Origin of the sequence: Sulfidibacter corallicola, from assembly GCF_017498545.1 — a bacterium.
GTDB classification, from domain to species: Bacteria; Acidobacteriota; Holophagae; order Acanthopleuribacterales; family Acanthopleuribacteraceae; genus Sulfidibacter; species Sulfidibacter corallicola.
The window spans coordinates 3,860,956-3,883,391 of the sequence record NZ_CP071793.1; the positions used below are offsets into that span (position 1 = coordinate 3,860,956).

General features: G+C 58.8%; 18 protein-coding genes. 5 read left to right on the plus strand and 13 right to left on the minus strand.

The genetic code is table 11. The annotated features are described in order from the left end of the window. Nucleotides 1-45: 45 nt before the first annotated feature. Entirely contained in the window at nt 46-600 is a 555-nt protein-coding gene (locus tag J3U87_RS11290) for a 2'-5' RNA ligase family protein (protein WP_237383141.1), read from the minus strand. 353 nt (nt 601-953) lie between these two features. Here J3U87_RS11290 and J3U87_RS11295 point away from each other — a divergent pair, with 353 nt between their 5' ends. Next, a complete protein-coding gene (locus J3U87_RS11295) occupies nt 954-2,204 on the plus strand; it encodes a serine/threonine protein kinase (protein WP_237383142.1) in 1,251 nt (416 codons plus the stop codon). Between the two features lie 10 nt (nt 2,205-2,214). Here J3U87_RS11295 and J3U87_RS11300 read toward each other — a convergent pair whose 3' ends face one another. From J3U87_RS11300 to J3U87_RS11335, 8 genes are all read right to left on the minus strand, one after another. Beyond that, the gene (locus J3U87_RS11300; RefSeq protein ID WP_237383143.1) at nt 2,215-4,734 is read right to left on the minus strand and encodes a serine/threonine-protein kinase; all 2,520 of its coding nucleotides are present in this window, start codon (nt 4,732-4,734) and stop codon (nt 2,215-2,217) included. A 659-nt stretch (nt 4,735-5,393) separates the two neighbouring features. Beyond that, nucleotides 5,394-5,951: a ribosome recycling factor gene (frr, locus tag J3U87_RS11305; RefSeq protein ID WP_237383144.1), complete on the minus strand. Its 558-nt coding sequence runs from the start codon at nt 5,949-5,951 to the stop codon at nt 5,394-5,396. Beyond that, nucleotides 5,945-6,673: a UMP kinase gene (pyrH, locus tag J3U87_RS11310; protein ID WP_237383145.1), complete on the minus strand. Its 729-nt coding sequence runs from the start codon at nt 6,671-6,673 to the stop codon at nt 5,945-5,947. Before pyrH ends, frr begins: the two co-directional genes overlap by 7 nt. Before the next feature lie 205 nt (nt 6,674-6,878). Further along, entirely contained in the window at nt 6,879-7,964 is a 1,086-nt protein-coding gene (gene ychF, locus J3U87_RS11315) for a redox-regulated ATPase YchF (protein WP_237383146.1), read from the minus strand. A 131-nt stretch (nt 7,965-8,095) separates the two neighbouring features. Then, nucleotides 8,096-8,560 (minus strand): Crp/Fnr family transcriptional regulator, encoded by a 465-nt coding sequence (locus J3U87_RS11320; RefSeq protein WP_237383147.1) that lies wholly within the window; start codon nt 8,558-8,560, stop codon nt 8,096-8,098. A 65-nt stretch (nt 8,561-8,625) separates the two neighbouring features. Continuing rightward, on the minus strand, nt 8,626-8,898 hold the full coding sequence (locus J3U87_RS11325; RefSeq protein ID WP_237383148.1) for a hypothetical protein: 273 nt from the start codon (nt 8,896-8,898) through the stop codon (nt 8,626-8,628). A 186-nt stretch (nt 8,899-9,084) separates the two neighbouring features. Next, nucleotides 9,085-9,447, minus strand: a complete 363-nt coding sequence (locus tag J3U87_RS11330; RefSeq protein ID WP_237383149.1) for a response regulator — start codon at nt 9,445-9,447, stop codon at nt 9,085-9,087. Between the two features lie 174 nt (nt 9,448-9,621). Then, on the minus strand, nt 9,622-10,878 hold the full coding sequence (locus J3U87_RS11335) for a molybdopterin molybdotransferase MoeA (RefSeq protein ID WP_237383150.1): 1,257 nt from the start codon (nt 10,876-10,878) through the stop codon (nt 9,622-9,624). A gap of 633 nt (nt 10,879-11,511) precedes the next feature. Between J3U87_RS11335 and J3U87_RS11340 the strand changes: the two genes are divergently transcribed. Together J3U87_RS11340 and J3U87_RS11345 are read left to right on the plus strand one after the other, a co-directional pair. After that, nucleotides 11,512-13,338, plus strand: coding sequence for a zinc-ribbon domain-containing protein (locus tag J3U87_RS11340; protein WP_237383151.1), 1,827 nt, complete (start codon nt 11,512-11,514; stop codon nt 13,336-13,338). A 109-nt stretch (nt 13,339-13,447) separates the two neighbouring features. Next, on the plus strand, nt 13,448-14,038 hold the full coding sequence (locus J3U87_RS11345) for a hypothetical protein (RefSeq protein ID WP_237383152.1): 591 nt from the start codon (nt 13,448-13,450) through the stop codon (nt 14,036-14,038). A gap of 5 nt (nt 14,039-14,043) precedes the next feature. Here the strand turns inward: J3U87_RS11345 and J3U87_RS11350 are convergent, their stop codons facing one another. The 3 genes from J3U87_RS11350 to J3U87_RS11360 form a co-directional block, all read right to left on the minus strand. Then, on the minus strand, nt 14,044-14,790 hold the full coding sequence (locus J3U87_RS11350) for a helical backbone metal receptor (protein ID WP_237383153.1): 747 nt from the start codon (nt 14,788-14,790) through the stop codon (nt 14,044-14,046). A gap of 135 nt (nt 14,791-14,925) precedes the next feature. Further along, nucleotides 14,926-15,402 (minus strand): c-type cytochrome, encoded by a 477-nt coding sequence (locus tag J3U87_RS11355; protein WP_237383154.1) that lies wholly within the window; start codon nt 15,400-15,402, stop codon nt 14,926-14,928. Between the two features lie 101 nt (nt 15,403-15,503). Beyond that, nucleotides 15,504-16,712 carry an MFS transporter gene (locus tag J3U87_RS11360; protein WP_237383155.1) on the minus strand — a complete coding sequence of 403 codons (1,209 nt, stop codon included), beginning with the start codon at nt 16,710-16,712 and terminating at the stop codon, nt 15,504-15,506. A gap of 214 nt (nt 16,713-16,926) precedes the next feature. On the opposite strand from J3U87_RS11360, the gene ettA reads away from it, so the two are divergent. Then, nucleotides 16,927-18,603, plus strand: coding sequence for an energy-dependent translational throttle protein EttA (gene ettA, locus J3U87_RS11365; protein ID WP_237383156.1), 1,677 nt, complete (start codon nt 16,927-16,929; stop codon nt 18,601-18,603). Between the two features lie 148 nt (nt 18,604-18,751). Here the strand turns inward: ettA and J3U87_RS11370 are convergent, their stop codons facing one another. Then, on the minus strand, nt 18,752-19,813 hold the full coding sequence (locus J3U87_RS11370) for an IS110 family RNA-guided transposase (protein WP_237377302.1): 1,062 nt from the start codon (nt 19,811-19,813) through the stop codon (nt 18,752-18,754). A 770-nt stretch (nt 19,814-20,583) separates the two neighbouring features. Between J3U87_RS11370 and J3U87_RS11375 the strand changes: the two genes are divergently transcribed. Continuing rightward, nucleotides 20,584-22,002: an IS1182 family transposase gene (locus J3U87_RS11375; RefSeq protein WP_237377403.1), complete on the plus strand. Its 1,419-nt coding sequence runs from the start codon at nt 20,584-20,586 to the stop codon at nt 22,000-22,002. Nucleotides 22,003-22,436: the final 434 nt, after the last annotated feature.

Here is a 22,436-nt window from a genome sequence, read left to right on the forward strand (position 1 = left end):
CTTGGCGGCGGGGAACCTACCGGGTGTGCACTTCGAAAGGGAGGCTCAGACGCCGAATAGGTGCTCGACCACGGTTCGAAACTGACAAAACCGGCGATCCTCGGCCCAGGTGTACAGGGCCACGCGGTCGAGGCGCAGCGTCAACACCGGCGGCTGGGTGGAAGCGACCCAAGCCAGGGCGGCTTCCCGGCCGGCCTTTTTGTACTTGCGGATGGGGCGCGCCACCGTGACGTGCGGCAAAGGATCTCGGCTTTCGGGCGCCAGGCCGGCGGCCTCCCGCAGGGGATCGCGCCAGCGGGCCATGAGGTCGGCCACCTCGTCCCGACCCTCGTCCAGCTCGAAGGAAAGCGCCGAAATGCGCTTGGGGCTAGGCAACGCGCGTAACGGACCCAAGCTGGCGGTGTAGATCGGTTCGTTGATCTGACGCATGACCGAGGCCACCGCATCGACCTTCTCCTCGCCCATGGCACCGAGGAACGCGAGCGTTATGTGGGTGTCGGTGGCATCGAAGCCGCGACATTCTTCCGGAAGATCCACCAAAACCTGGGGTAACCAGATCGTCGATTCTACAGGAATGGCGACAAACCAATTTGGTCTCATGGTCCGCTCCCCTCTAGATGTAAGGAGCATACAAGGTACGGACCCTTTTGGCCAGATCCTTTGCCGGTCGATTCTCCCTGAATGGAGGCGCTCGTGACGAGCCATTCCCGGTGGGGTTTCTCAAAAAACGAACCACATCTTCGACGGGATCCAGCCGGGCCGATCGCGCTTTTGTCCAGGTCAACCCGAACCCCAGGCTCCTGGTAACTTGCCAGCAATGACACCCTGTGCCAAAATACCCACTCAGGAAGTGACAAGGACTGAAAAGGTGCCCACCGGGGCCGCCGAAAAGCCGAATGCCTCCCTTGGGTCGGAAGGCTCAAGTATCCCGGACAGGAGCCATGAGTAGCTCAATGACGAAGTCTCTTGGCAAATACGAGCTGCTCGAAGTTTTGGGCCGCGGCTCCATGGGCGTGGTCTACAAGGCACTCGACCCACGCATCGGCAAACTGGCCGCCATCAAGACCATGAACCAGAAGATCCTGGGGAATCCCGATCTCCAGGAACGCTTTTTCCGGGAAGGCGCCATCCTGGGCCAACTCCAACACCGCAACATCATCAACGTCTACAACGTGGGTGCGGACGGCGACAATTACTACATCGCCATGGAGTACCTGGAAGGAATCAGCCTCGACAAGCTGGTGAAGAAAGAGGGGCGCCTGAAACCGGTGCGTGCCCTGGAGCTGGTGAAGCAGGTCTGCGACGGGGTCTACGCCGCCCACAAACAATCCATCATTCACCGCGACATCAAACCCGCCAACATCTTCATCACCGGGGACGACTACGTCAAGGTCCTGGACTTCGGCGTCGCCAGCTTCCAAAACAGCCAGTTGACCAATTCCGGCGTGCTGCTGGGCACGATCAATTACATGGCCCCCGAACAGATCACCGGGGTCAAGGTGGATTACCGTTCGGATATCTTCAGTATCGGCGTGATCCTCTACGAATTACTGAGCGGGACCAATCCCTTTTTGGGCCGCAACATCAGCCAGACCATGGTGCGCCTGGTCAACGAAAACCCCAAACCCATCCCCGCCATTCCCCGGCGCCTGCAACACATTTTGGACCAGGCTCTGGAAAAGGAGCGGGAACGCCGATATCGGAGCTGCAAACTGATGGCCTCCGATATCGAAATGGTGCTGCGCTCCGAAGAATTGGACGAGATTCCCTACGAACTGGAAGACGAGGAATCACGGGAAAACCTGCTGCAGAAAATGATCGGCCTGCGCATCGATGTCATCAAGAGCGCGATCAAGAACGAGGACTTCGAACAGGCCGAAGAGCTGATCGGCCAATTGAAACGGGTCGATCGAGGCAAGGAAAACGCACGCGAGTTGACCCACATGCTGGAGCGTGCACGCCGCGCGCACCAGGAAAAGGCGCTCTTCGTGGAGCAACTGACCCAGGAAACCCTGGCCAAAGCCAACGAGCACATGTCTTCGCGTCATTACGTGGCCGCCATCGAATTGTGCGACAAGGTCCTGAAAATGAAACCGGGTCACCTGGACGCGCGGGTAATTCGCGCCACCTCCCTGACCAAGCTCGAGCGGTTCGTGGAGGAAGCGCGCAAACGCATGCCTCGCAACGAGAAACCGTCGGTCTGATCCGCCGCGATCAAATACCGGCGTTGTTCAGCCGCTCCTGGAGTCGTTCCTTCATCTGAACGCGACCGGTCGTTTCGAACAGGGACATCAGGAGTTGGGCCGCCTGGCGGGTGTAGGGATGCTTTGGACCCAATTCCTCGAGCAATGCATCGGCCGCGGAAATCAACAGGGGCTCGGCGGCGAGCGGCTGATCCTGATCGAGATAGACCTGTGCGCGCAGGTAGTTGAGTCGCGCCGGGAACCAGTGCCGCGGTCCGTAACGGCGGGCGGAGGCCTGAATGAGTTGTTCCAGCAAATTGGCGGACTCCTCGAAGCGTTGTTCGGCACGCAGCCATTCCGCCCAGCCCGCGTGCAAGTACAGCGAGCGTACCAGGTAAAAACCGCCGAATTGGTTGTGCCGGGTCAGGGCCTCGTGCAGAAAGCCATCCGCCTGGGTGGCGTTTCCGAGTTGCAGGGCACACTGGCCGCGTAGGAAAACCAGCCAATTGCGTTCGTAAGCCAGTGCCGAGCTCGGTTCCGCGAGATCCGCCAGCGTCGCCACGAGATGGGCGTCCGCTTCTTCCACCCTGCGAGTCTGCATCATGATGCGGGCTCGCTGACCGGCAGCCCGTACCTTCAGAATCTCGTCCAGGGGCGAAGCGGTGTTCGCGGCACGCTCGACCTCGGCCAGGCCGTTCAAGGCCACATCGAAACGGCCCAGTTGGGCCTGAACCTCGGCCCGCCACAGAAGAAGCGAAAGGTGTGTCGTCGAAGGCCCGTCGCCTCGATCGGTCCCGAGCAGATCGAAGTCCTTCGACACCTTTTCCAGGTTCCCGCTCAGCCCTTGAAACGCAATGCGATTGCAGAGGATCTCTCGAAAGAATTCGTCGTGAAGCGGGGGCTCGTCGGCGGACCCGCCATCCGCCAGGGCCTGGTATCGGTCGCGCGCGGCCACGAAGCGACCGGCCTCCATCTCACCGCAAACGAAGCCGGGGAAATCCGGTTTGGCCGCGCCCGCCAACACCTTTTTGGCGAGCCGGTCCCACTGGGGATGTGCGTCGCGAATCTGTTTGAACCTCAAAAAGATCCAGAGATCCCGTACCGCGATGGTCAAATGATCGGCCTCGCCCAAGACGACCCGGCATTCCTCCAGCAGCCCGCGGGAGACCTCGCCGGCGGGACCCATCTGAAAATCGCGAGCCAGTGCATGGGCAAGGTCGAAGCGCGCCTGGAGCACCCGGGGGTGCAGGGGACCGAAGGTGCGCGCCATCACTTCTGAGCCGCGTTCGAGATAGACGGCGGCATCGCGTGCGTGACCCGTCGCCAGCCGCTTGCGGCCCAGGATGACGTAGAGCATGGCCTGGATTTCCGGTTGGCGCTCGAACTCGCGGTCGATGCGCACACTGATCTGGCGGAAGGTCTGACCCCGAGAGGAAATGGCGTCCGCCAACAGCAGGTCGGCCTCCTTCCTACTCGAGGAATCAATTCCCGACTCACGCATCAAATCTTCGACGAAGTTCAGCAATGCCATGGCCTTATCCGATTCCTCCCGCACCTGGGCCGCCGAAAGTGCCGCCGCCTCGCGGGCCTGGTCGGCGCGCAACATCGCCATGGTGGTTCCCACGAGACCCGCCACCAAGGAGAGCAGGACCAGCACCGTCGCCATCACCGGATATTTGTGCTTCTGAATGAACTTGTAGACCAAATAGGCCGGCGTCGCGGGTGTCGCGCTGACCGGTTCGTCGGCGAGATAGCGACGCAGGTCGTTGGCCAGCGCCAGGGCACTCTGGTAGCGCAGCTCCGGCGAACGCTGAATGCACTTCATCGTGATGTTTTGAAGGTCCTGAGGCAGGTCCGGGGCGATCTTGCGAATCGGATCGGGTTCCTGCTCCATCACGTCCAACAGGATCTCGACCGTGTTTTCGCCGCTGTAGGGAGCCCGTCCCGCCAGTAAAAAATAAAGGGTGGCGCCCAGGTTGTAGATATCGGAACGGTGATCCAGGTCCACCCGGCCCTCGGCCTGCTCCGGCGACATATACGCCGGCGATCCCTTGACCTCGCCTTCCACCGTATTGCTGGGCGCGGTCTTCTGTTTGGCCACCCCGAAATCCATCAAATAGACCTGTGCGATCTTGCCGCGCTCGATCATCACGTTTTGCGGTTTGATGTCGCGGTGAATCAGGCCGCACTCGTGGGCCTTGTGAAGGCCCTCCGCGATTTTTTGAATGATCAGGACCTTTTCACGCAAAGGCGTGAAGCGGTGGGCCTTGTCGAGGGTCACACCGTCGATGTATTGCATGACGATGTAGGGCAGGCCGCGGAATTCGCCCGTTTCGTAGACCTTGCAGATGTTTTCGTGGTCGACGGTCGCCTGATTGCGTGCCTCGACCATCATCTTGTGGGTTCGTTCCGGATCTGCAGCGCTGCTCAGGATCTTGAGTGCGACCCAACGATTCAAGTTCTTGTCGAATGCCTGGTAAACCCGACCCATGGCCCCCTTGCCGAGGAACTTCCAAATCTGGTACTGGCCGACAAGTTCACCAGGCTGCAAAGGAAAATGATCCTCCATGCGACCCCCGCCAAAGCATTGCGGCTGCCCGCCGCCTTTCTCTCCCATTACTTCGCCATGCGCATCTTGGCGCGGCACCAATCCATCGGAATCCACTTCCACCGCCACGCCGTGGTACGCGCCTCATCGATACGCTCGTACCAAGGGAAACCACGCAATTCATGTATCGGAAGAAACGCCGTGAGCGCTTACCGTCCATCGGTGATTCCAAGGCGTCGACCCTCAATAGACGCCACCCCCGGTTTGCGGGTAGATTTGGAGACATCCACCTGAGTAAAAAGTCATGACCAATGGCGTCACATGTCGGGAAGCTATCCCGAAAAATCACGCAGGACAGCCTGCTCCCGGCTAGCACCGAGACGCCATAGGAAAAGAATTCAGGCGCAATCGAATAAATCGAAATGGGTCCGCCTCGCCGAACACGCGCGAACCACAAAATCAACCCTTTTTTTTCAAACAACTTGCATCAAGCACCATGAGTTCTTCAGATCTCATGGACAGGAGACCGCCCGTGCTGTCACCCACTCCCGTAGAAGCGGTCAGGCCCGGGCCGGTCGCAAAAAAGCTGAGAATCGGCGCCGCTCCCCGCACAGAAATTCACCAGAAGCGGGTGCCACGGCGCCAGGAAGACGGGGCCGAAGTCACACGGCCATGATTTCGTCTTCTTTCCCCTTGACCATTTTGTCGATCTCGCCGACACGGGCATCGGTGATCTTCTGCACCTCGTCGAGCCCGCGGTGCATGTCGTCCTGGGAGATTTCCTTTTCCTTCTCCAGGGCCTTGATCTGATCGTTGACGTCGCGGCGCACGTTGCGGACCGCGGTCTTGGCGGCCTCGCCCAGCTTGTGAACCTGCTTCACGTACTCCTTGCGGCGTTCTTCGGTCAACGGCGGCACCGAAATGCGGATGATGGAGCCGTCGTTGTTGGGAGTCAGGCCGATGTTGGCGGCCAGGATGGATTTCTCGACCGCGCCCAACATGCTGGGCTCCCAGGGCTGGATGGTGATCAGGTTGGGCTCCGGATTTGCCAAGGCGGCCACCTGGTTGATCGGCGTGGGGGCACCGTAGTAATCCACCTTGATACCGTCGAAGATCGCGAGCGAGGCGCGTCCGGTGCGAACCTTGGACAGCTCGCCACTGAATTTTTGAACCGCTTGGGCCATTCTAGATTTCGCATCTTTATACTGCTGGTCTAACATTGATCCTCCACTAGGGTCCCAATTTCTTCACCGAGCACGGCTTTGATGATGTTGCCGGGCTCGGTGAGGTTGAATACCAGAATCGGCATTTTGTTGTCCATGCACAGCGAAATCGCCGTGGCATCCATGACTTTCAACTGTTTCTCGAGCACGTTCATGTGAGTGGTGTGCCTGATTTGGCGAGCGGTCGAGTCCGTTACCGGGTCGGCGGTGTAGATCCCGTCCACCTTGGTGGCCTTCATGATGATGTCGGCCCCGATTTCCACCGAACGAAGTGCGGCGGCGGTATCGGTCGTGAAAAAGGGATTTCCGGTACCTGCACCGAAAATCACGATGCGACCCGACTTCAAGTGATGCATCGCCCGGGGGCGGGTATAGGTCTCGGCCACCTGGCGCATGTCGAACGCCGACATGACGCGCGCCGGCAGTTCCTGCTTCTCGAGCGCGTCCTGCAGCGAGAGGCTGTTCATGACCGTCGCCAACATGCCCATGTAGTCGGCAGTGGCGCGGACCATGCCGGCGGCCGCGACGGAGACGCCGCGAAAAATATTTCCGCCGCCAACCACAACCGCGACCTGAACACCCATTTCGTGAACTTGTTTGATCTGAACAGCGATACCGCGAACCGTATCCGGATCGACCCCGTAATCGCGGGGCCCCATCAAAGCTTCTCCGGAGAGCTTCAAGAGAATACGGTTGTACTTCGGCTTGGGGTCGTCCACGGAATATTCCTCCTCTGATAAGCTTTCACATTCTAACCCAAAACCCACCGTTCCAAAGGTGGAATTCCGCGGGCGAAAGCGCTGCGCGACAAGGCCGCGCTCGCGAGCTATCGCCCTGGCGAAAGGACGGGTTCGAAGCCGTCGAACAGACGTATGGAGGGCACCGCGGCGGGGTCCGCAACGACCGTGCGGCCCCTCACCGAAATCACACGTTGAACTTGAAGTGCATGATATCACCGTCTTTGACGACGTACTCCTTGCCTTCCTGCCGCATCAGTCCCTGGTTGCGGATTTCGGCCTCCGACTCGTGGGTTTCCAGCTCGTCGAGCGTGAAGACCTCGGCGCGAATGAAGCCGCGCTCAAAATCGGAGTGAATGACGCCGGCGGCTTCGGGCGCCTTGGCACCGACCCGCACCGTCCAGGCGCGAATTTCCTTTTTGCCGGCGGTGAAATAACTATGGAGCCCCAACAGCCGGTAGGTCTCCCGCGTCAACGCATCCAGGCCCGGCTCCTCCATGCCCAAATCGTGCAGGAACTCGCGCGCTTCCTCGGCGTCCATGTCGGCCAGTTCCGACTCGATCTTGCCGGAGATCAGGACCACCCCGGCCTGGGCCTCGCTCGCATGGGCGCGCAGCTTCGCCACCTGCTCGTTTTCGCCACCCAGATCGTCCTCGTGGACGTTGGCGATGTAGAGAATTTCTTTCATCGACAGCAGGAACAGCGGCATCAGTGCTTCCCGTTCGCGCTCGGTGAAATCGGCGTGGGCCAACCACTGGCTTTCGTTCAACATGCCCATGGCCTTGTTCATGGCCGCCATCTGCGTTTTGGACTCGGCATCGGTCATCTTTCCGATGCGTTTCATGCGCTTTTCGAGGGTATCCATGTCGGCCAGCATCAGCTCGGTCTCGATCGTTTCCACATCGCGCATGGCATCGACGCCGCCGTCCACGTGCACCACGTCCTCGTCCTGAAAACAACGAACGACGTGCAGGATCGCATCCACCTGACGGATGTTGGCGAGAAACTGGTTGCCGAGACCCTCGCCCTTGCTGGCGCCCCGCACCAGTCCCGCGATGTCGACGATTTCCAGCGCGGCCGGAATGACCTTTTCGGTCGGAATGAAACGCTGAATGCGTCCGAGTCGTGGGTCCGGTACCGGCACCACGCCCACGTTGGGATCGATGGTGCAGAAAGGGTAGTTGGCGCTCTGCGCCTTACCGGATGTCAACGCATTGAAAATGGTTGATTTGCCTACATTGGGCAGTCCCACGATGCCCGCGGATAGTCCCATGGTTCGCCTCCAAAACTAATGGTCCGCTGACGGGCGTGGGCACCAGGGGCGTCCTCACGAGGGATCCGCGCGGCGCGGGCATTGTAGCACGACCGGCAAACAAAAAAACCGCGAGTTGGCGGCGGGTGAAATCAGAACCCGCTGTTGGCCAAACTCATGATCACCTGGAACTTCTCGTTGGTGGTGCGCAGTCGCTCGGTCAGCGTTCGGCAGAAGGCCCAAAGGAATTTGTAGGCGATGTTCTGGTTCTTGTTGAACAGCTTGACGAGATCCGACACGCTGATCGCGAACAGGGAGGTCGGCTGGTGGGCGATCGCGTAGGCCGAACGCGACTGGTTGTCGAACAGGGTCATTTCCCCGAAAAAGGAGCGTCGCTCCAACACCGCCAACGCCTCCTCGGCGCCGCCGTGCATCTTGGAGATCCGCACCGCACCCGAGACCACCAGGTAAAGGGTGTCGCCGGGATCGCCCTCCTTGAAAATCACCGTGTCGGTCGCGTAATTCTTGACCCTGCCGATCAACACGACCTCGAGGAGTTCGTCCTCGGTCAAGTCGCTGAACAAAATGGTCTGTTTGAGGAACTCTTGACTCAGCAAAGCGGAAAATCCTGTAGCGGGAGGGAACGGCAGGACGGCACTCTGGGGCCGACATCATTTTGGGGTCAAAGGTTGTCGTGAATGGTCTTGAGTTGACGACCCACGTCTTGGTTGACGCGCTCGATTTTGGCCAGATTTTCGTTTTTCGAATCGTTGATCAGGCTCTCGACCTTCTTCTCGAAATTCACCAGGTGTTTGGTCAACTCGGTGATGCGTTCCTGCAATTCGTGCATCTCCGCCATTTGGCGGCCCCGCCCGGGATCGGGCTGCTTGAGGATGAAGATCACAACGGCAATCAGAATGGCGTTGAGAATCCCCATGATGAGACCTAAAAACACGAATGTCTGCATAAACGAAGGCCTTTATCCGGGATTGGCGGATAGGTGACGCGTCGCGGTAGGGACGCTCGTCGGCAATGGGCGCCAGAGAAGAGAATGTCGCCTGGCGAATCGGGATGGTCGCGAGTCTCGCGTGATTCCCAACCTGTGAAACAACGAGACTCCGCAAACGACAAGGACAGGGTTTCAGGAATTGATGAGCAACTCGATCTTCTCTTTCAGGGTTTCCGGCGTAAACGGCTTGACGACGTAATTGTTTACACCGGCTTGCAGTGCTTCGACGATATCCTCTTTGGCCGCGTTGGTGGTGACCATCAGGATGGGAACTTCTTTATAGGGACCGGACCGCACGCGCTTCACAAATTCCAAGCCGTCCATCTCGGGCATGTTCCAGTCGGTGATAATGACGTCGACGCCACCTTCATCCAACTTTTGCAACCCGGTCTTCCCGTTGTCGGCCTGGACCACGTCCTTATAACCGATGCGGGAGAGCGTGTTGATAATGATGCGACGCATGGTGGTTGAATCATCAATCGTCAGGATTTTCAAAATCAACCTCCTAAGGTTAGCTCAAGGATAAATGGTAACTTATTGAAGACGCTTTATCCTATCGGTCAAATCGCGAGAAGATCAATACCGGACGCTTCTTTTTGCGCAGAATTCCCGGTTCCCCCTAGGCGATTGGCATGTGAACAGGTTAAAGCAGGCCCATTCTAACCGAATTCATTTGGGGAACGGAAGCAAAACTTGGACGGGGGTATCCGATTCGAATTCAGCGGAGGGCGGCAACCTGATCAGGGTTTCCCAGTGCGAGAAACGGATGACATCGCCGGAACCGGAGGTGGGCAATGGCGTGACGCACAGGCCGGTCGGCGTGGGTGTAAAGGAGCCACCGGCGAAAAAGGGAAAGCGGGCGCGGTTGGCACATGCGGTGGCGAGGGGCATCGTCGTCCAGAGGGGTTCTCGAAAGGAACCGGTGGCGAGCGCGCGCACCAGCGGCGTCACGTACAACAGGGTGCCCACCATGGCGGACACGGGATTGCCCGGCAACCCGAACAGAAAGGTGCCCTCCGGATGGCGCCCGAACCAGACGGGCTTGCCCGGTTTCATGCGCACCTTGTGGAACTGGGGCACGAAACCGGCGCGCTCGGCGGCCTCGGGCACGAAATCGAAACGTCCCATGGAGACGCCGCCGGTCAGGACCAACACATCGAGATCGGTATTGACTTCGAGGCAGGCCCGAGTCTGGGCCAGGTCGTCGGGAAACACCCCCAGTTGGACGATCTCGACGCTGGGCGCTTCCAGTAGCCCGGCCAGCGCCAAGGCGTTCGTGTTGTAGATCTGGCCGGGCGCGAGGGGACGATGGTAGGGCACCACTTCGTCCCCGGTCGTGGCGATCCCGATGCGGATCTTGCGCCGCACCCGCACCCGCCGAACCCCCTGCGACAGGAGACCGCCCAGCTCGCCGGCCCGCACGAGCGTGCCCTCCGGGTACAGCGGCTCCCCGGCACGCGCGTTTTCGCCCTGGCGCCGGATGTGACGGCCACCGTGAATCTCGCCCTCCAGCACCGCGATCTCGTATGGGTTTCCGGCTTCGTCGGTTTCGGTTTCGAAGCGCACCTGCTCGACCATCTCCACCGTATCGGTCGAGCTGGGCACCGGGGCGCCGGTCATGATGCGCACGCATTCGCCCGGGCCCGGCATCAATTGGTCCGGCGGATCACCGGCGGCCACGGTGCCGACCACGCGCAATCGGCCGCCCGAGGCGCCGAGGAACGCGATACCGTCCATCGCGGACTGGTCGAATCCGGGATGATCCAGGCGACAATCGACCGGTGCGCCCAAGACTCTGCCTAGGGCCGCTTCCAGCGCCATGTCTTCGCTGCCGACGAGCGCGCCTGAATGCTCGAAGGCTTGACCGATCAACCGCAACGCTTCTTCCACTTCGATCATGTACCGCTCCTGTCCCGAAGACTCCATGGCGACCTCCTCAGTGGACCCTGATTCCCGTCCTGTCATTATGAACTCCAGGTTTTAGCAGAGCCTCGAAGCCTTCCGCAAGCCCGATGCGCCGTTCGTCGCGCGACAGGCACCCTCCGGCATGACGAGGAAAGGGTGTCGGGCACCCCCAGGCTCTCCGTTTTCCAAACGAAAGTGGGTCGAAGCCGCGATCGGTCCGGGCGGACCTCTGCAGTTCCACCCGCGAAAAACAGCGCTTCCCAGAAAAAGCAACCGTATAACACAAGCCAAAATGCAGCGCAAAGCCACCCCGTCACGAGCACGGAAGATAGTATCAGGGTCGACCACATACAGCGATGACGCCACACTGGGACCGGCTCGCGCGACGGGTTCCAGCCGCCCGAAATCGGCCGTGCGTGATCCAGGTCATCCGGGTCGGGGATCGGGTGAACACGGCCGTCACGGTCGGGTCCCGACCGAACGGCGGGGCGGCACCGAGCCCGGTTTTTCGAGGGTTTGCCACAACCCCAATCGCGAGTTTGGGTTGCGAAGGAGTTCGTGGTAAAGTTGATTGTTTAATCATGTGCTCTGATTACAGAATCAAGCTTACTCAATTGTGCTATGTTTTGGCCATGAAACAATCAAGGAGCCTGTATGATTATCACCTGTCCTTCATGTGGTGCGCGCTACAAAGTCAAAGACGAGTTGATCACCGAAAAAGGCAAAAAGGTCAAATGCAAGAAGTGCACATCCATCTTCAAAGCATTTCCCGGTGATAAATCCGTCTTGGTCTCGTCCCCAAAGACGCCTGTCGCCAAACCACAAGCCGCGCCTTCGACCGCCGCCCCGGCCAGCGCCGGTGCCGGTATCAAGGTCAAGGTCGGCGGACAACAACCCGCTACTCAACCCGCGGCCCCGCCCCCTACGGAGACGGACGCGCCGGCGACCGTGAGCGCACAAGCCACGGTTCGGGTCGATCGCAGCATGTTGCAGGATTACCTCAAGCAGGCCCAGAACCAATCACTGTCCGACAAGGACGCCGCGACACCGGCCCCCTCGATCAGCGCCTTCGCCCAGGAAGAAGACGATTTCACGCCGCCCGAGCCGCCGAAAGACGAGTCGGCCACCGTCCAGATCGATCCCAACCAGATCGCCCCGTCACACGGCCTCGACGCCGGCTCAACCGTCGCGGTCGATCGCGACAAGCTCAACAGCCTGCTGCAACAGTCGGACCTGGACACCGGTCGCGATACGGGCATTGACGCCGGCTCCACCGTCGCCGTCGACCGCTCCCAACTGGACCACATGCTTCAGAAGAACGAACCGCCCGCCGCACCGGAACCTCCGGCGGAGAACCAGGACGCCGGGGCCACCCTGGCCGTCGACCGTTCGCAACTGGATGCCTTCCTCAAGGAAAAAGGTCCGGAAGACCTGGTGCAACCACCCACCGACGATGCCGGTTCGACGGTCGCCGTCGACCGCTCGCAGTTGGACGCCTTCCTCAGCGAAAGCGGTTCGGATCCCGACTTCGGCGAAGTGGGTTTCGACGAGAGTGAAGACGAGGAACCCTTCGGCGCGCCGGCCCAAGACAACGGCGATGCCGGTGCCACCGTCGCCGTCGATCGTTCGCAACTGGACCAATTCCTGAAAAAAGCCGCGGCCGAAGAAGCGGACACGCCGGCCCCGCCGTCGTTCGACGATTTCAAGGAAGAAGAAGACCCGCTGGGCGATTCGTTCGGCGGCTTCGGCGACGTAAAAAACCCGGTACAGCCGTCACCCGCGGACACGCTCCTGCCCAGCGACGACTCCCAGGATCGGCACGAGGACGGGGAAATCCCCGAGGACGATACCGCGACCCTGGCGATGGAACCCACCAAACGACCTCACGAACAGACCCAGGACCCCCTCGATCAAGCGGTCAATTTCTCGCTCGACGAAGAGAACGAAGGCGAAGAGGCCTGGAAGCAGCCGACACCGAGCCCCGATTTCCCCACCGACGAAGAACTCGGCATTCAGGAAGACGACCCGTTCAAGACGGTGCACGCCGACGAACCGCCCAACTTCAAGGATGTGGACGCCTCGGATTTCGGTTTGGATCAGCCGGAACCGGAACTGTCACCCACCGAGCGGGCCGCTCATCTGGACGAAGCCCCGCCACCGCCGCCGGCCGATCAGCCCAGCATTCCGCTGGACGACGCGGGTGCCGGCGCCTCCCAGGGCCCGACCTTCCAAGCCTGGATCGACGACCAAGTCTATCCGGACCTGACGCTGGAATCGCTGGAGCGCTGGGTCATCGAAGACCGCCTCCTGGAAACCGACCTCCTGGCCCCCAACGGCTCCGAAGACTACACCCGTGCGGACGAAGTGCCCGAGGTGGCCGCCTTCTTCCAGAAGCACGGCAAATCCGGCACGCCGCCAGAACCCGCGCCCCCTGAGAAGAAAGGCTTCTTTGGGTGGCTCAAGTCACTGTTCAAAAAGTAGTCCTTTGCCCACCTCGTTCACCCGCTTATGCTGAAGCTCGGCGGGTGAACGGTCACGGTCCTCACGACCGAAGCCGTCGGAAACGACACTCCTCTCAGGCAGGTAAACCATGTCGGTTGGAATGGACTTGATCCTCAAAATCGAGCGGGATTTCATGGTGCTCCGCAAGGAGTACACCCTCTTTTTCAACGACGTCAACAAAATCGAACCCTACGAGCTACGCGATTCGCTGTCCGCCGACATCAAACGCCTGCGCAACATGAGCAACCTGCGCACGGAAGAACAGTTCCGCGCCACCAACTTAATCGCCAAGTGCCAGTCCCACCTGCAGTTGTGGGCACGCCAGACGGACCGCAAATTCAACGGGGACCCGTTGCTGGCCGCACGCAAGAAGCGCCTGCTCAGCCAGGACAAGCTCGCCAAAAAAGAAAAACAGGCCACCAAGAAGAAATCGAACGTCAAGAAGGTGGTCCTCGACGATCCCAACAATCAACGCGAGCGCGTGGTGGAGCTCTACGACGAGTACATGCGCCTCAACCTGATGCTGGGCTCGCGCAAAATGGCGAACTTCGCCAAGTTCCAATCGTTCATCAGCAACCAGACCACCAAGATCAAGCAAACGAAGCGCGTCGAGAAGGTGGCCTACGAGGTGCTGGTTCAGGACGACAAGGTCGTCATCCGCTCGCGTTCGTCCAAATAACGGCGTCAGTCCGCGAACACCTCGACCAAATAATCCAATCCAGCGGCCGTCAAAGCCCCGTGCCAGCTCAACAGCTCACCGTCGACCAGGCGAAAGCGTTCGCGCGTCATTCCCGTGGCCTGGGCCAGCTCGTCGATGTGCTTGGCCTTGAACGGGAAAGGTTCGGAACTCAACAGGACGAGATCCGGATCGACCGAAGCCAACTCTTCGGCACTGACGGCCGGGTAGATGGTCGGGTGGTCGCCAAACACATTCCTGGCCCCGGCCTCCGCGATCAGGCTACTGATATAGGTGCTGCCGTTGATGGTCATCCAGGGTTTTCGCCAGATCAGGTAGGCGAACGAGCGCTCGCCGGCTCCGGTTCGGGCGACCCGCAATCGCGTCCGGGCCCGTTTCATCTCCTCGATCAGTGCCGCCGCGGCGGCGGCCCGGCCCAGCCGGTGACCCAGGTCGGCGACAAACGCCATGGAGGCGTCGACGGAGCAGGGATGCGAGATATGGCAGTCCAGTCCGGCCTCGGTCAAGGCCTCCCAATCCTCGCGCCGATTCTCCTCGCGGTTCATCAATATCAAGTCCGGTTTCAGCTCGCGAATGCGATCGAGCTTGGGATCCTTGGTCCCACCCACCTTTTCCAACGAGGCGACTTCCGCGGCGGGATGAATGCAGAATTTGGTCACGGCCAACAGCCGATCGCCGGCACCGAGATCGAAAACCAGCTTGGTGATACTGGGGCAAAGGGAAACGAGCTTCAAGACATCCTCCAAAGGGTCACCGACAGGCAGACCGGAATCGGGTGAAAACCAGGCCTCTCACCCGAACGCCGACGATCTCATCCCTGCCCGGAAGCAGCGCGCGGTTTCGAGAATCGAACCACCGCGCCCACCACTTCACTTCTCGGCGGCACCCGGATCGGCGGGTGTCTCGCTCCCGGGGGCGGGTTCGGTCCCGGGGGTGGGTTCGGTCCCGGCGGCAGGCTCGGTCCCATAAGTCTTGCGAATATATGCCAGTACCGCCCGAATCTCGTTTGGATCGAGAATCGGTTTGAAGGCCGGCATACGACCGGTCGGGCCCGATTTGCCGTTCCAAACCGAGTCGTACAGGACTTCGTCGGATTGCCGGAGTGGACCGCCCGGCTGGGTGAGATCGGCGGCGAGCACGCCACCGCGCACAACGCCCGTCCCATCGCGTTGGTGACAACTGAGACAGTAACGGATGTAGATCTTTCTGCCCTCCACCATCGGGTCGAGGGGTTTCGCCTCCGTTTTCTCGGCCGAAGAAAAACAACCCATTAATAATGGTAACAGGCACATCGTCACCGCGAATCGAAACGATCGTTCGAGCTTCGTAAGTACCGCCTTGCCCACGTGGCCTCCCGCGCGTCGGCTGACGCCGACGGAATCATCGGCTCGGGATCCTGCCGATCGACGCCCCTACCCTAACCCATCGTTCGGGAATCCGCCAACCCTCATTCGCCGGCGACGGGTCCGTCGGTCGCCAGGCCGCGAGAGACGCGGTAGCGGAACCCGACCATGGCCACGGCGGCCAGAAGCCCTCCCAGCGCAAATGCCCAAGATCGGCCCAGGTAGTGCCAAACCACACCGAACCACAAACTGGCGGGAAGCGCCGTCATGCCCACGACGAAGTGATAGTACCCAAAGGCCGTACCCCGCGATTCGGCACCGGCGAAATCGGCCACCAGGGCCTTTTCCACCGGTTCGGTCAGTCCGAAGACCACGCCGTAGGCCACGAACAGCACGACCGACAACCAGAGGTCGCCGCTCCACCCGAACCCCAGGTAGATGATCGCGTATAAAAACCACCCCAGCATCACGAACCGCGCACGACCGAAGCGATCGGACCAGCCGCCGGCCAGCCAGGTCACCAGCATCTTCAATCCGTTGTGGGCGGCCCACAGAAGGGCGATCCAATGGGCGGGCACACCGGCATCGGACAGGGCCAACAGGAGAAAGGCATCGCTGGCATTGCCCAAGGAGAAGATCGCCAGCACGATCAGGAACCAGTGGAAGCGGCGATCGAAGCGCGACCATTCGCGGCGAAGCTCCGGCGGTCGTTTTCCGCCGACGCGGCCGCCCTGGTCCTTGACACCGAACGCGATCAGGAACATCACCGCGATGCCGGGCAACAGCGCGAACAGGAACACCTGGCGCAGCGACCACTCGGCACCGTAGAGCAGGGCGGCGGCACAAAGGGGGCCCGCGACCGCACCGGCGTGGTCCATGGCACGATGCACCCCGTAGGCCGCACCCCGGCGCTCCGGCGGAGTGACATCGGCGATCAACGCATCGCGCGGCGAGGAGCGAAATCCCTTGCCGATGCGATCGGCGAAACGAAGAAAGAGCACCACCGTCCAGGAACCCGCCAACCCGATCAAGGGCCGCACGGCACCGGCGAGGCCGTACCCGAAAAAAATGAATGGCTTGCGCTTGCCGGTGCGATCGGTCAGATAGCCGGAATACAGTTTCAACAGGGCCGCCGTCGATTCGGCCACGCCCTCCACGACCCCCAAGGCGACCGCACCCGTGCCCAGGACCGTGGTGAGGAACAGCGGCAGCAAGGGGTAGATCATTTCACTGGATAGATCGGTAAAAAAACTGACCAGTCCCAGAGCGATCACGGTTCCCGGCAGCCCGCGCCAGGACGCCGATCCTTTCACGGCGGTACCTCTCGATGATTCGTCGTTGGGAGACGCCACATCTTACCGCGCGAAGGGGTCCCACGTGAAACCGGAAGTGGGTGAGGCGAACGAAGGATGGCGGTTCGGGCTGTCGATCGAACCCGCCATTTGCACGAGGCTCAGACTTTACGGAGAGGCTCCGTCGATGTAGGATGAGCCATTATTTCGCACTTCACATCACGAGGAACCACCCATGTCATATCAATACATCTACACGATGAAAGCCCTGGGCAAGCTTTACCCGCCAAACTCCCAAGTTCTGAAAAATATCTGGCTGAGTTTCTTTCCGGGCGCCAAGATCGGGGTGCTCGGCCTCAACGGCTCCGGTAAATCGACCCTGCTGAAAATCATGGCCGGCATCGACGGCGAATTCCAGGGCGAGGCCTGGCCCGCGGAAGGCATCAAAATCGGCTACCTGCCTCAAGAACCGGAACTCGACCCCAACAAGACGATTCAAGAGAACGTGGAAGAAGGCGTCGCCGAGATCATGGACCTTCTGACCCGCTACGACGAAATCAACATGAAGTTCGGCGAAGAGATGAGCCCCGAGGAGATGGACGAACTCTTGGCCGAACAGGGCCGCCTCCAGGACAAAATCGATTCCACCGACGCCTGGGACATTCAATCCAAACTGGATATGGCCATGGATGCCTTGCGTTGCCCGCCCGGCGACTGGCCGGTCACCAACCTCTCCGGTGGTGAGAAACGTCGTGTCGCCCTGTGCCGCCTGTTGTTGCAATCACCCGACCTGCTGTTGCTGGACGAGCCCACCAACCATCTCGACGCCGAGACGGTCGGCTGGTTGGAGCGCTATCTCCACGATTATCCCGGCACGATCGTGGCCATCACCCACGATCGCTATTTCCTGGACAACGTCGCCGGTTGGATCCTCGAGCTGGATCGCGGCGAGGGCATCCCCTTCGAGGGCAATTACTCTTCCTGGTTGGAACAGAAGCAGAAACGCCTGATGCAGGAGGCCAAACAAGAGGAAAGCCGGCGCAAGGTCCTGGAACAGGAACTCGAATGGATCCGCATGTCGCCCAAGGCCCGGCAGAAAAAGAGCAAGGCTCGCATCAGCGCATACGAGGAGATGGCAGCCCAGTCCGGCAAGGAGCAACAGAAAATCGGCTCAATCTACATTCCTTCCGGGCCCCGTCTGGGCGATGTGGTGCTGGAAGCGGACAACATCACCAAGAGCTTCGGCGAGAAGCTGCTGTTCGAAAACCTGAGCTTCAAGCTGCCCCCGGGCGGCATCGTGGGCGTCATCGGCCCCAACGGCGCCGGTAAGACCACCCTGTTCCGCATGATCACGGGCCACGAGACTCCGGATGCAGGCACTTTCAAGATCGGCTCTACCGTCAAAACCGCCTACGTGGACCAAAACCGCGCCGGATTGGACGGAGACAGCAGCGTGTGGCAGGCCATCTCGGGCGGCAACGACCTGATCGAGCTGGGCAACCGTTCCATGAATTCGCGAGCCTACGTGGGCAGCTTCAACATTCGCGGCGGGGACCAACAGAAAAAAGTAGGCAGCCTGTCGGGCGGTGAGCGCAACCGAGTGAACCTGGCCATGACCGTCAAGGAATGCGGCAACCTGTTGCTGCTGGACGAGCCCACCAACGACCTCGACGTGGAAACGCTGCGCGCCTTGGAAGAGGCACTGCTGCAATTCGCCGGCTGCGCCGTGGTGATCAGCCACGATCGCTGGTTCCTGGACCGCATCGCGACCCACATCCTGGCCTTCGAGGGCAACAGTGAGGTGGTCTGGTTCGAGGGCAACTACCAGGATTACGAGAAGGATCGACGTCGCCGACTGGGCCCGGAGGCGGATCAGCCCCACCGCATCAAGTACCGCAAGTTCACGAGGTGAGAAAAAGGCGACCCCCGGGTCGCCTTTTTTATGCGCCCTTCGAAGCGATCCAACACAGGAGTTCCCGCATGCCGAGAGAGACGTCGTCGCTGTAGGATAGTCTGTTGTGTGTCAACCCTAAAATTGGGGGAGGAATGCGGAAATCTTGTCAGGTTTTGCACATCTTTTCCGCAGACGCACACTTTTGAAAATCCTCCTGGTACGGAACTCCTGTTTTTAGAATTGCCCGCATGAGCACCAACAATTTGCGCATGACCGCCACGACAGCGGCCTTTTTCGACTTTCCTTTGCGTATCAACCGCTCGTAGAATGTTTTCATTTGTTCGTTAAAACGGCAGGCTGTCAGCGCAGGCATGTAAAGCCCCGCTCGCAGTACCGCTGAGCCTTTGCGACTTATAATCGTCGTTTTTTTCACCGAGGTCCCCGATTCGAACTTTGACGGGTTTAACCCTGCAAATGCACCGACTTGGCGGCTTCGCGCAAATCTTCGGAGATCTCCCATTTCAGCGATGACCATTACAGCAGTGAGGAAACCGATCCCTTTTATCGTGCATAACAAGTCCACATCCTTCTTGAGTTTTGGGGTCCGGTTGAGAAGCTTTTTGATTTCCTTCTCGACCCGATCGATATGGTCTTGTAGCTCCTTGAGATGTTTTTTTCGAATCTTCTGAACCGCTTCGATTTGCAGCGGCTGACCTGCCCGATTCCCCTCGGCTACCTGGAGTTCGACATACTCCTGCCTGCATCGCCACAAGTCCTTGAGAATCTGATAGGTCCGACTCGGAATCGTTTGAATTTTAGGTTTGCGTTCTTGACCGAAAAGGGCAAGCAATCGAGCATCCACCCGATCGGTTTTATTTCGAAGACCTCGGCTTTTTGCGTAAGCGGCCGTGAGCGAGGGGGTGATCATACAGATGGATGGCCCCTTGTTCATCGACAGCCACAAACGTAATTCCTCGGCGTATCTTCCACAGTCCTCCATCACGACCCAGACATGCTCTTTGAAAGGTTCGGGAAACCCAAGAGCCTCATCAAGCCAGGTCAAGGCATCTTCTGCCCCTGTGAGAGTCCTTGGGAATTTACGAGCGGGAATGCGGTGAAATGGGATGTCTTTCTCGAATGGGACGCCTTTCTCGGTGGAAACATAAGCGATATCGAAGGTGTTTTTGCTAACGTCAATGCCGGTCCAGGCGGTTAGGGTCTTGGTCATGAAGAGCCTCCACAATGCCGAAGAGGTGAAGGACGGTACACACCGCAAAAGCCAAACCTGCAAAAACACGGACTTGAAGAATCCCAGATAGTCTGCGGTTTTCAACGGTGTGGAAAGGGTGAGATGAGCAAAATCCTACAGACGAGCTACCCACCAGGGCGCTCAGGTTGGTCGAAGGCTTCATCTCACCCGGCGACTCTGGTCGGCCGGCCGGAGTCGCCTAACCGTCTACCTAAAAAGTTTTCCACAAGATTCACAGTTTCCACAAAAAGAAAAAAAGAAGCAAAAAAAGAAAAAGGCTACGGCTGTGACGAACTGAATATTAACCATAGAGCTTGAACTCTATGGTACAGGTTGGCCCGCTGGGCCGACTTTTCGAAGTTACCCAAGCGCGATACCAGCGAATATTTGAATGGCGAAACACAAATGCTCACTTTGCAGACCTTTGCCGGAGGGAGCACCGTTGTAGTGCCCGCATTTCCAGAGAGGTGTCGTGCCTGTAGGTGGAGCAGCTTGCTCCACCAATCGAAGCAACCCAAGCAACCTCAATCAATTACACCAAAGAGCGAAGCGGGAAATCTCCCTCACCGTACCTCACCGAAGTCGCAAAGTCCACAGCCCCTCATGGTGAGAGGGACGTAAGGCCTGTAGGTCGAGCAGCCTGAGGCTGTGTGAAAACTCATAACATGTATATTTATCAGTATTTTACGTTTATTTTTGCGCAATTTTGTGCTATAAGTCTTTTAAAACAAGTGAGGTATCCGTGTTTTATGAGATACATTTCAGGCACTCCTCGTGATCAAACCCAGATGTTTCCTCCCCTCATGGACGACTTTGTTGCTGAGGAGAATCCGGTTCGGTTTATTGATGCTTTTGTCGACTCGCTCGACATGGAAGAACTTAAATTCGTACGTTCCGAACCTAAAAAAACCGGGCGCCCTGGCTACGATCCCAAGGACCTGATCAAGCTCTATATCTACGGATATCTCAACAAGATACGTTCCAGTCGAGGCCTCGAAAAGGAAACCCATCGGAACGTAGAGCTGATGTGGCTGATGCGTGGTCTGAAACCCGACTTCAAAACGATTGCCGATTTTCGCAAGAACAACAAAAAGGGGATCGCTGGGGTATTTCGCCAGTTCACCCTACTCTGCAAAAAGAACCAATTGTTCGGCTGTGAATTGCTCGGTATTGACGGCAGCAAGTTCAAAGCAGTCAACAGCCAGGCACGGAACTTCAATGCCTCGCGTTTGGCGAAGGTGATAAGCCAGATCGAAGAACGCATCGAAGACTACCTGGAAAAGCTGACCAAGCAGGACGAGAAAGAGGCAAAGGTTCAAAAGGCGACCAAGAAAGAGCTGAGAGAAAAAATCCGCAAGTTGACGGAGCAAAAGGAGGAATTGAAGGAGGCCGAAACTCGGTTGAAGGAGAGCCAAGATAGTCAGGTATCTCTTACAGATGAGGACGCCCGTGCAATGAGGGGAAGGCATGGGAAGACAGTGGGTTACAACGTGCAAATCGGAGTGGATCACAAGCACAAGCTGGTGGCGGCGGTGGATGTCAACCAAGCGCGAAACGATAAAGACCAGTTGAGTGGGATCAGCCTAAAATCAAAGGAAAATCTGGGGATCGAAAAGTGCGAGGTTGTAGCGGACAAAGGATATTACAGCCATCAGGAAATGGCGAAGTGTTTGGATGAAGGGATTACACCGAGGGTGCCTCCCTGTAGAACCCGGCAGCAGACATCGGGTCGATTCACGAAAGAGGCATTCGTTTACGACAGGGACGCGAACACCTACACGTGCCCGAACGGAGAGGTGTTGGAGCCCTTGAAAAAGAAGAGCTCAGAACAAGCGAAAACCATCTATAAAACGAAGGCTTGCAAAGGATGCCCGCTCAGAGATCAATGCACCACCGCAAAAAGCGGTCGACAGATCGAGAGAAGCGCATATGAAGATCAAATCGAGGAGTTAGAGCGGGAGAGCAAGAAAAAGGGCTTCCTGCAAAAGGCCCGAAAAGGGCTGGTGGAACATCCGTTTGGGGTGCTAAAGGCGAGCTTCCAGTATGGGAGTTTCTTAACGAAAGGAATGGAGAACGTGAGGACAGAAATGAACTTGGCGGCCCTGGCCTACAACATGAAGAGGTTCTTCAACATCATGGGACAAGAAAGACTGATGGAAGCTCTGTAAGAATAATACCGCGACTGAGTTGTAAGTTGTTTTAACCAAGCTAATTAAAAGATCAGGTGCTACCTCACCAGAAAAAGGAGACAGAAACCATCACCCCAAAGCCAACAAGATAAGGATTAAGTTGCGGAACGGCCGGAACGGCCGGTGAAGAAAAAGAACCGGTGCAGGCCGAAACGAGGGAATTCAGGGTTTTCACACAGCCTCAGCCTGCCTTACCGACCCTGCTCAACCCGCCGAAGTGATTGGCCTGCGATGTGGCAATACAATGGAGGGCGCCGGAATCTCGGCATGTACCGACTCGGGAGAAGGAGTCGCTCCGCTCTTTGGCCTCATACCACGTCGAAGCGGGCGTCGCTTCGATTGGTGGAGCAAGCTGCTCCACCTACAGGCCTGGACTCTCTCTCGGTAAGCGGGAAGAGCGAGGATGGGTACTT

Bases quoted from the DNA above. Each gene is read 5' to 3' on its own strand.
- J3U87_RS11290 (WP_237383141.1), bottom strand. From the start codon at position 600: ATGAGACCAAATTGGTTTGTCGCCATTCCTGTAGAATCGACGATCTGG.
- J3U87_RS11295 (WP_237383142.1), top strand. From the start codon at position 954: ATGACGAAGTCTCTTGGCAAATACGAGCTGCTCGAAGTTTTGGGCCGC.
- frr (WP_237383144.1), bottom strand. From the start codon at position 5,951: ATGTTAGACCAGCAGTATAAAGATGCGAAATCTAGAATGGCCCAAGCG.
- ychF (WP_237383146.1), bottom strand. From the start codon at position 7,964: ATGGGACTATCCGCGGGCATCGTGGGACTGCCCAATGTAGGCAAATCA.
- J3U87_RS11335 (WP_237383150.1), bottom strand. From the start codon at position 10,878: ATGGAGTCTTCGGGACAGGAGCGGTACATGATCGAAGTGGAAGAAGCG.
- J3U87_RS11340 (WP_237383151.1), top strand. From the start codon at position 11,512: ATGATTATCACCTGTCCTTCATGTGGTGCGCGCTACAAAGTCAAAGAC.
- J3U87_RS11345 (WP_237383152.1), top strand. From the start codon at position 13,448: ATGTCGGTTGGAATGGACTTGATCCTCAAAATCGAGCGGGATTTCATG.
- ettA (WP_237383156.1), top strand. From the start codon at position 16,927: ATGTCATATCAATACATCTACACGATGAAAGCCCTGGGCAAGCTTTAC.
- J3U87_RS11370 (WP_237377302.1), bottom strand. From the start codon at position 19,813: ATGACCAAGACCCTAACCGCCTGGACCGGCATTGACGTTAGCAAAAAC.
- J3U87_RS11375 (WP_237377403.1), top strand. From the start codon at position 20,584: ATGAGATACATTTCAGGCACTCCTCGTGATCAAACCCAGATGTTTCCT.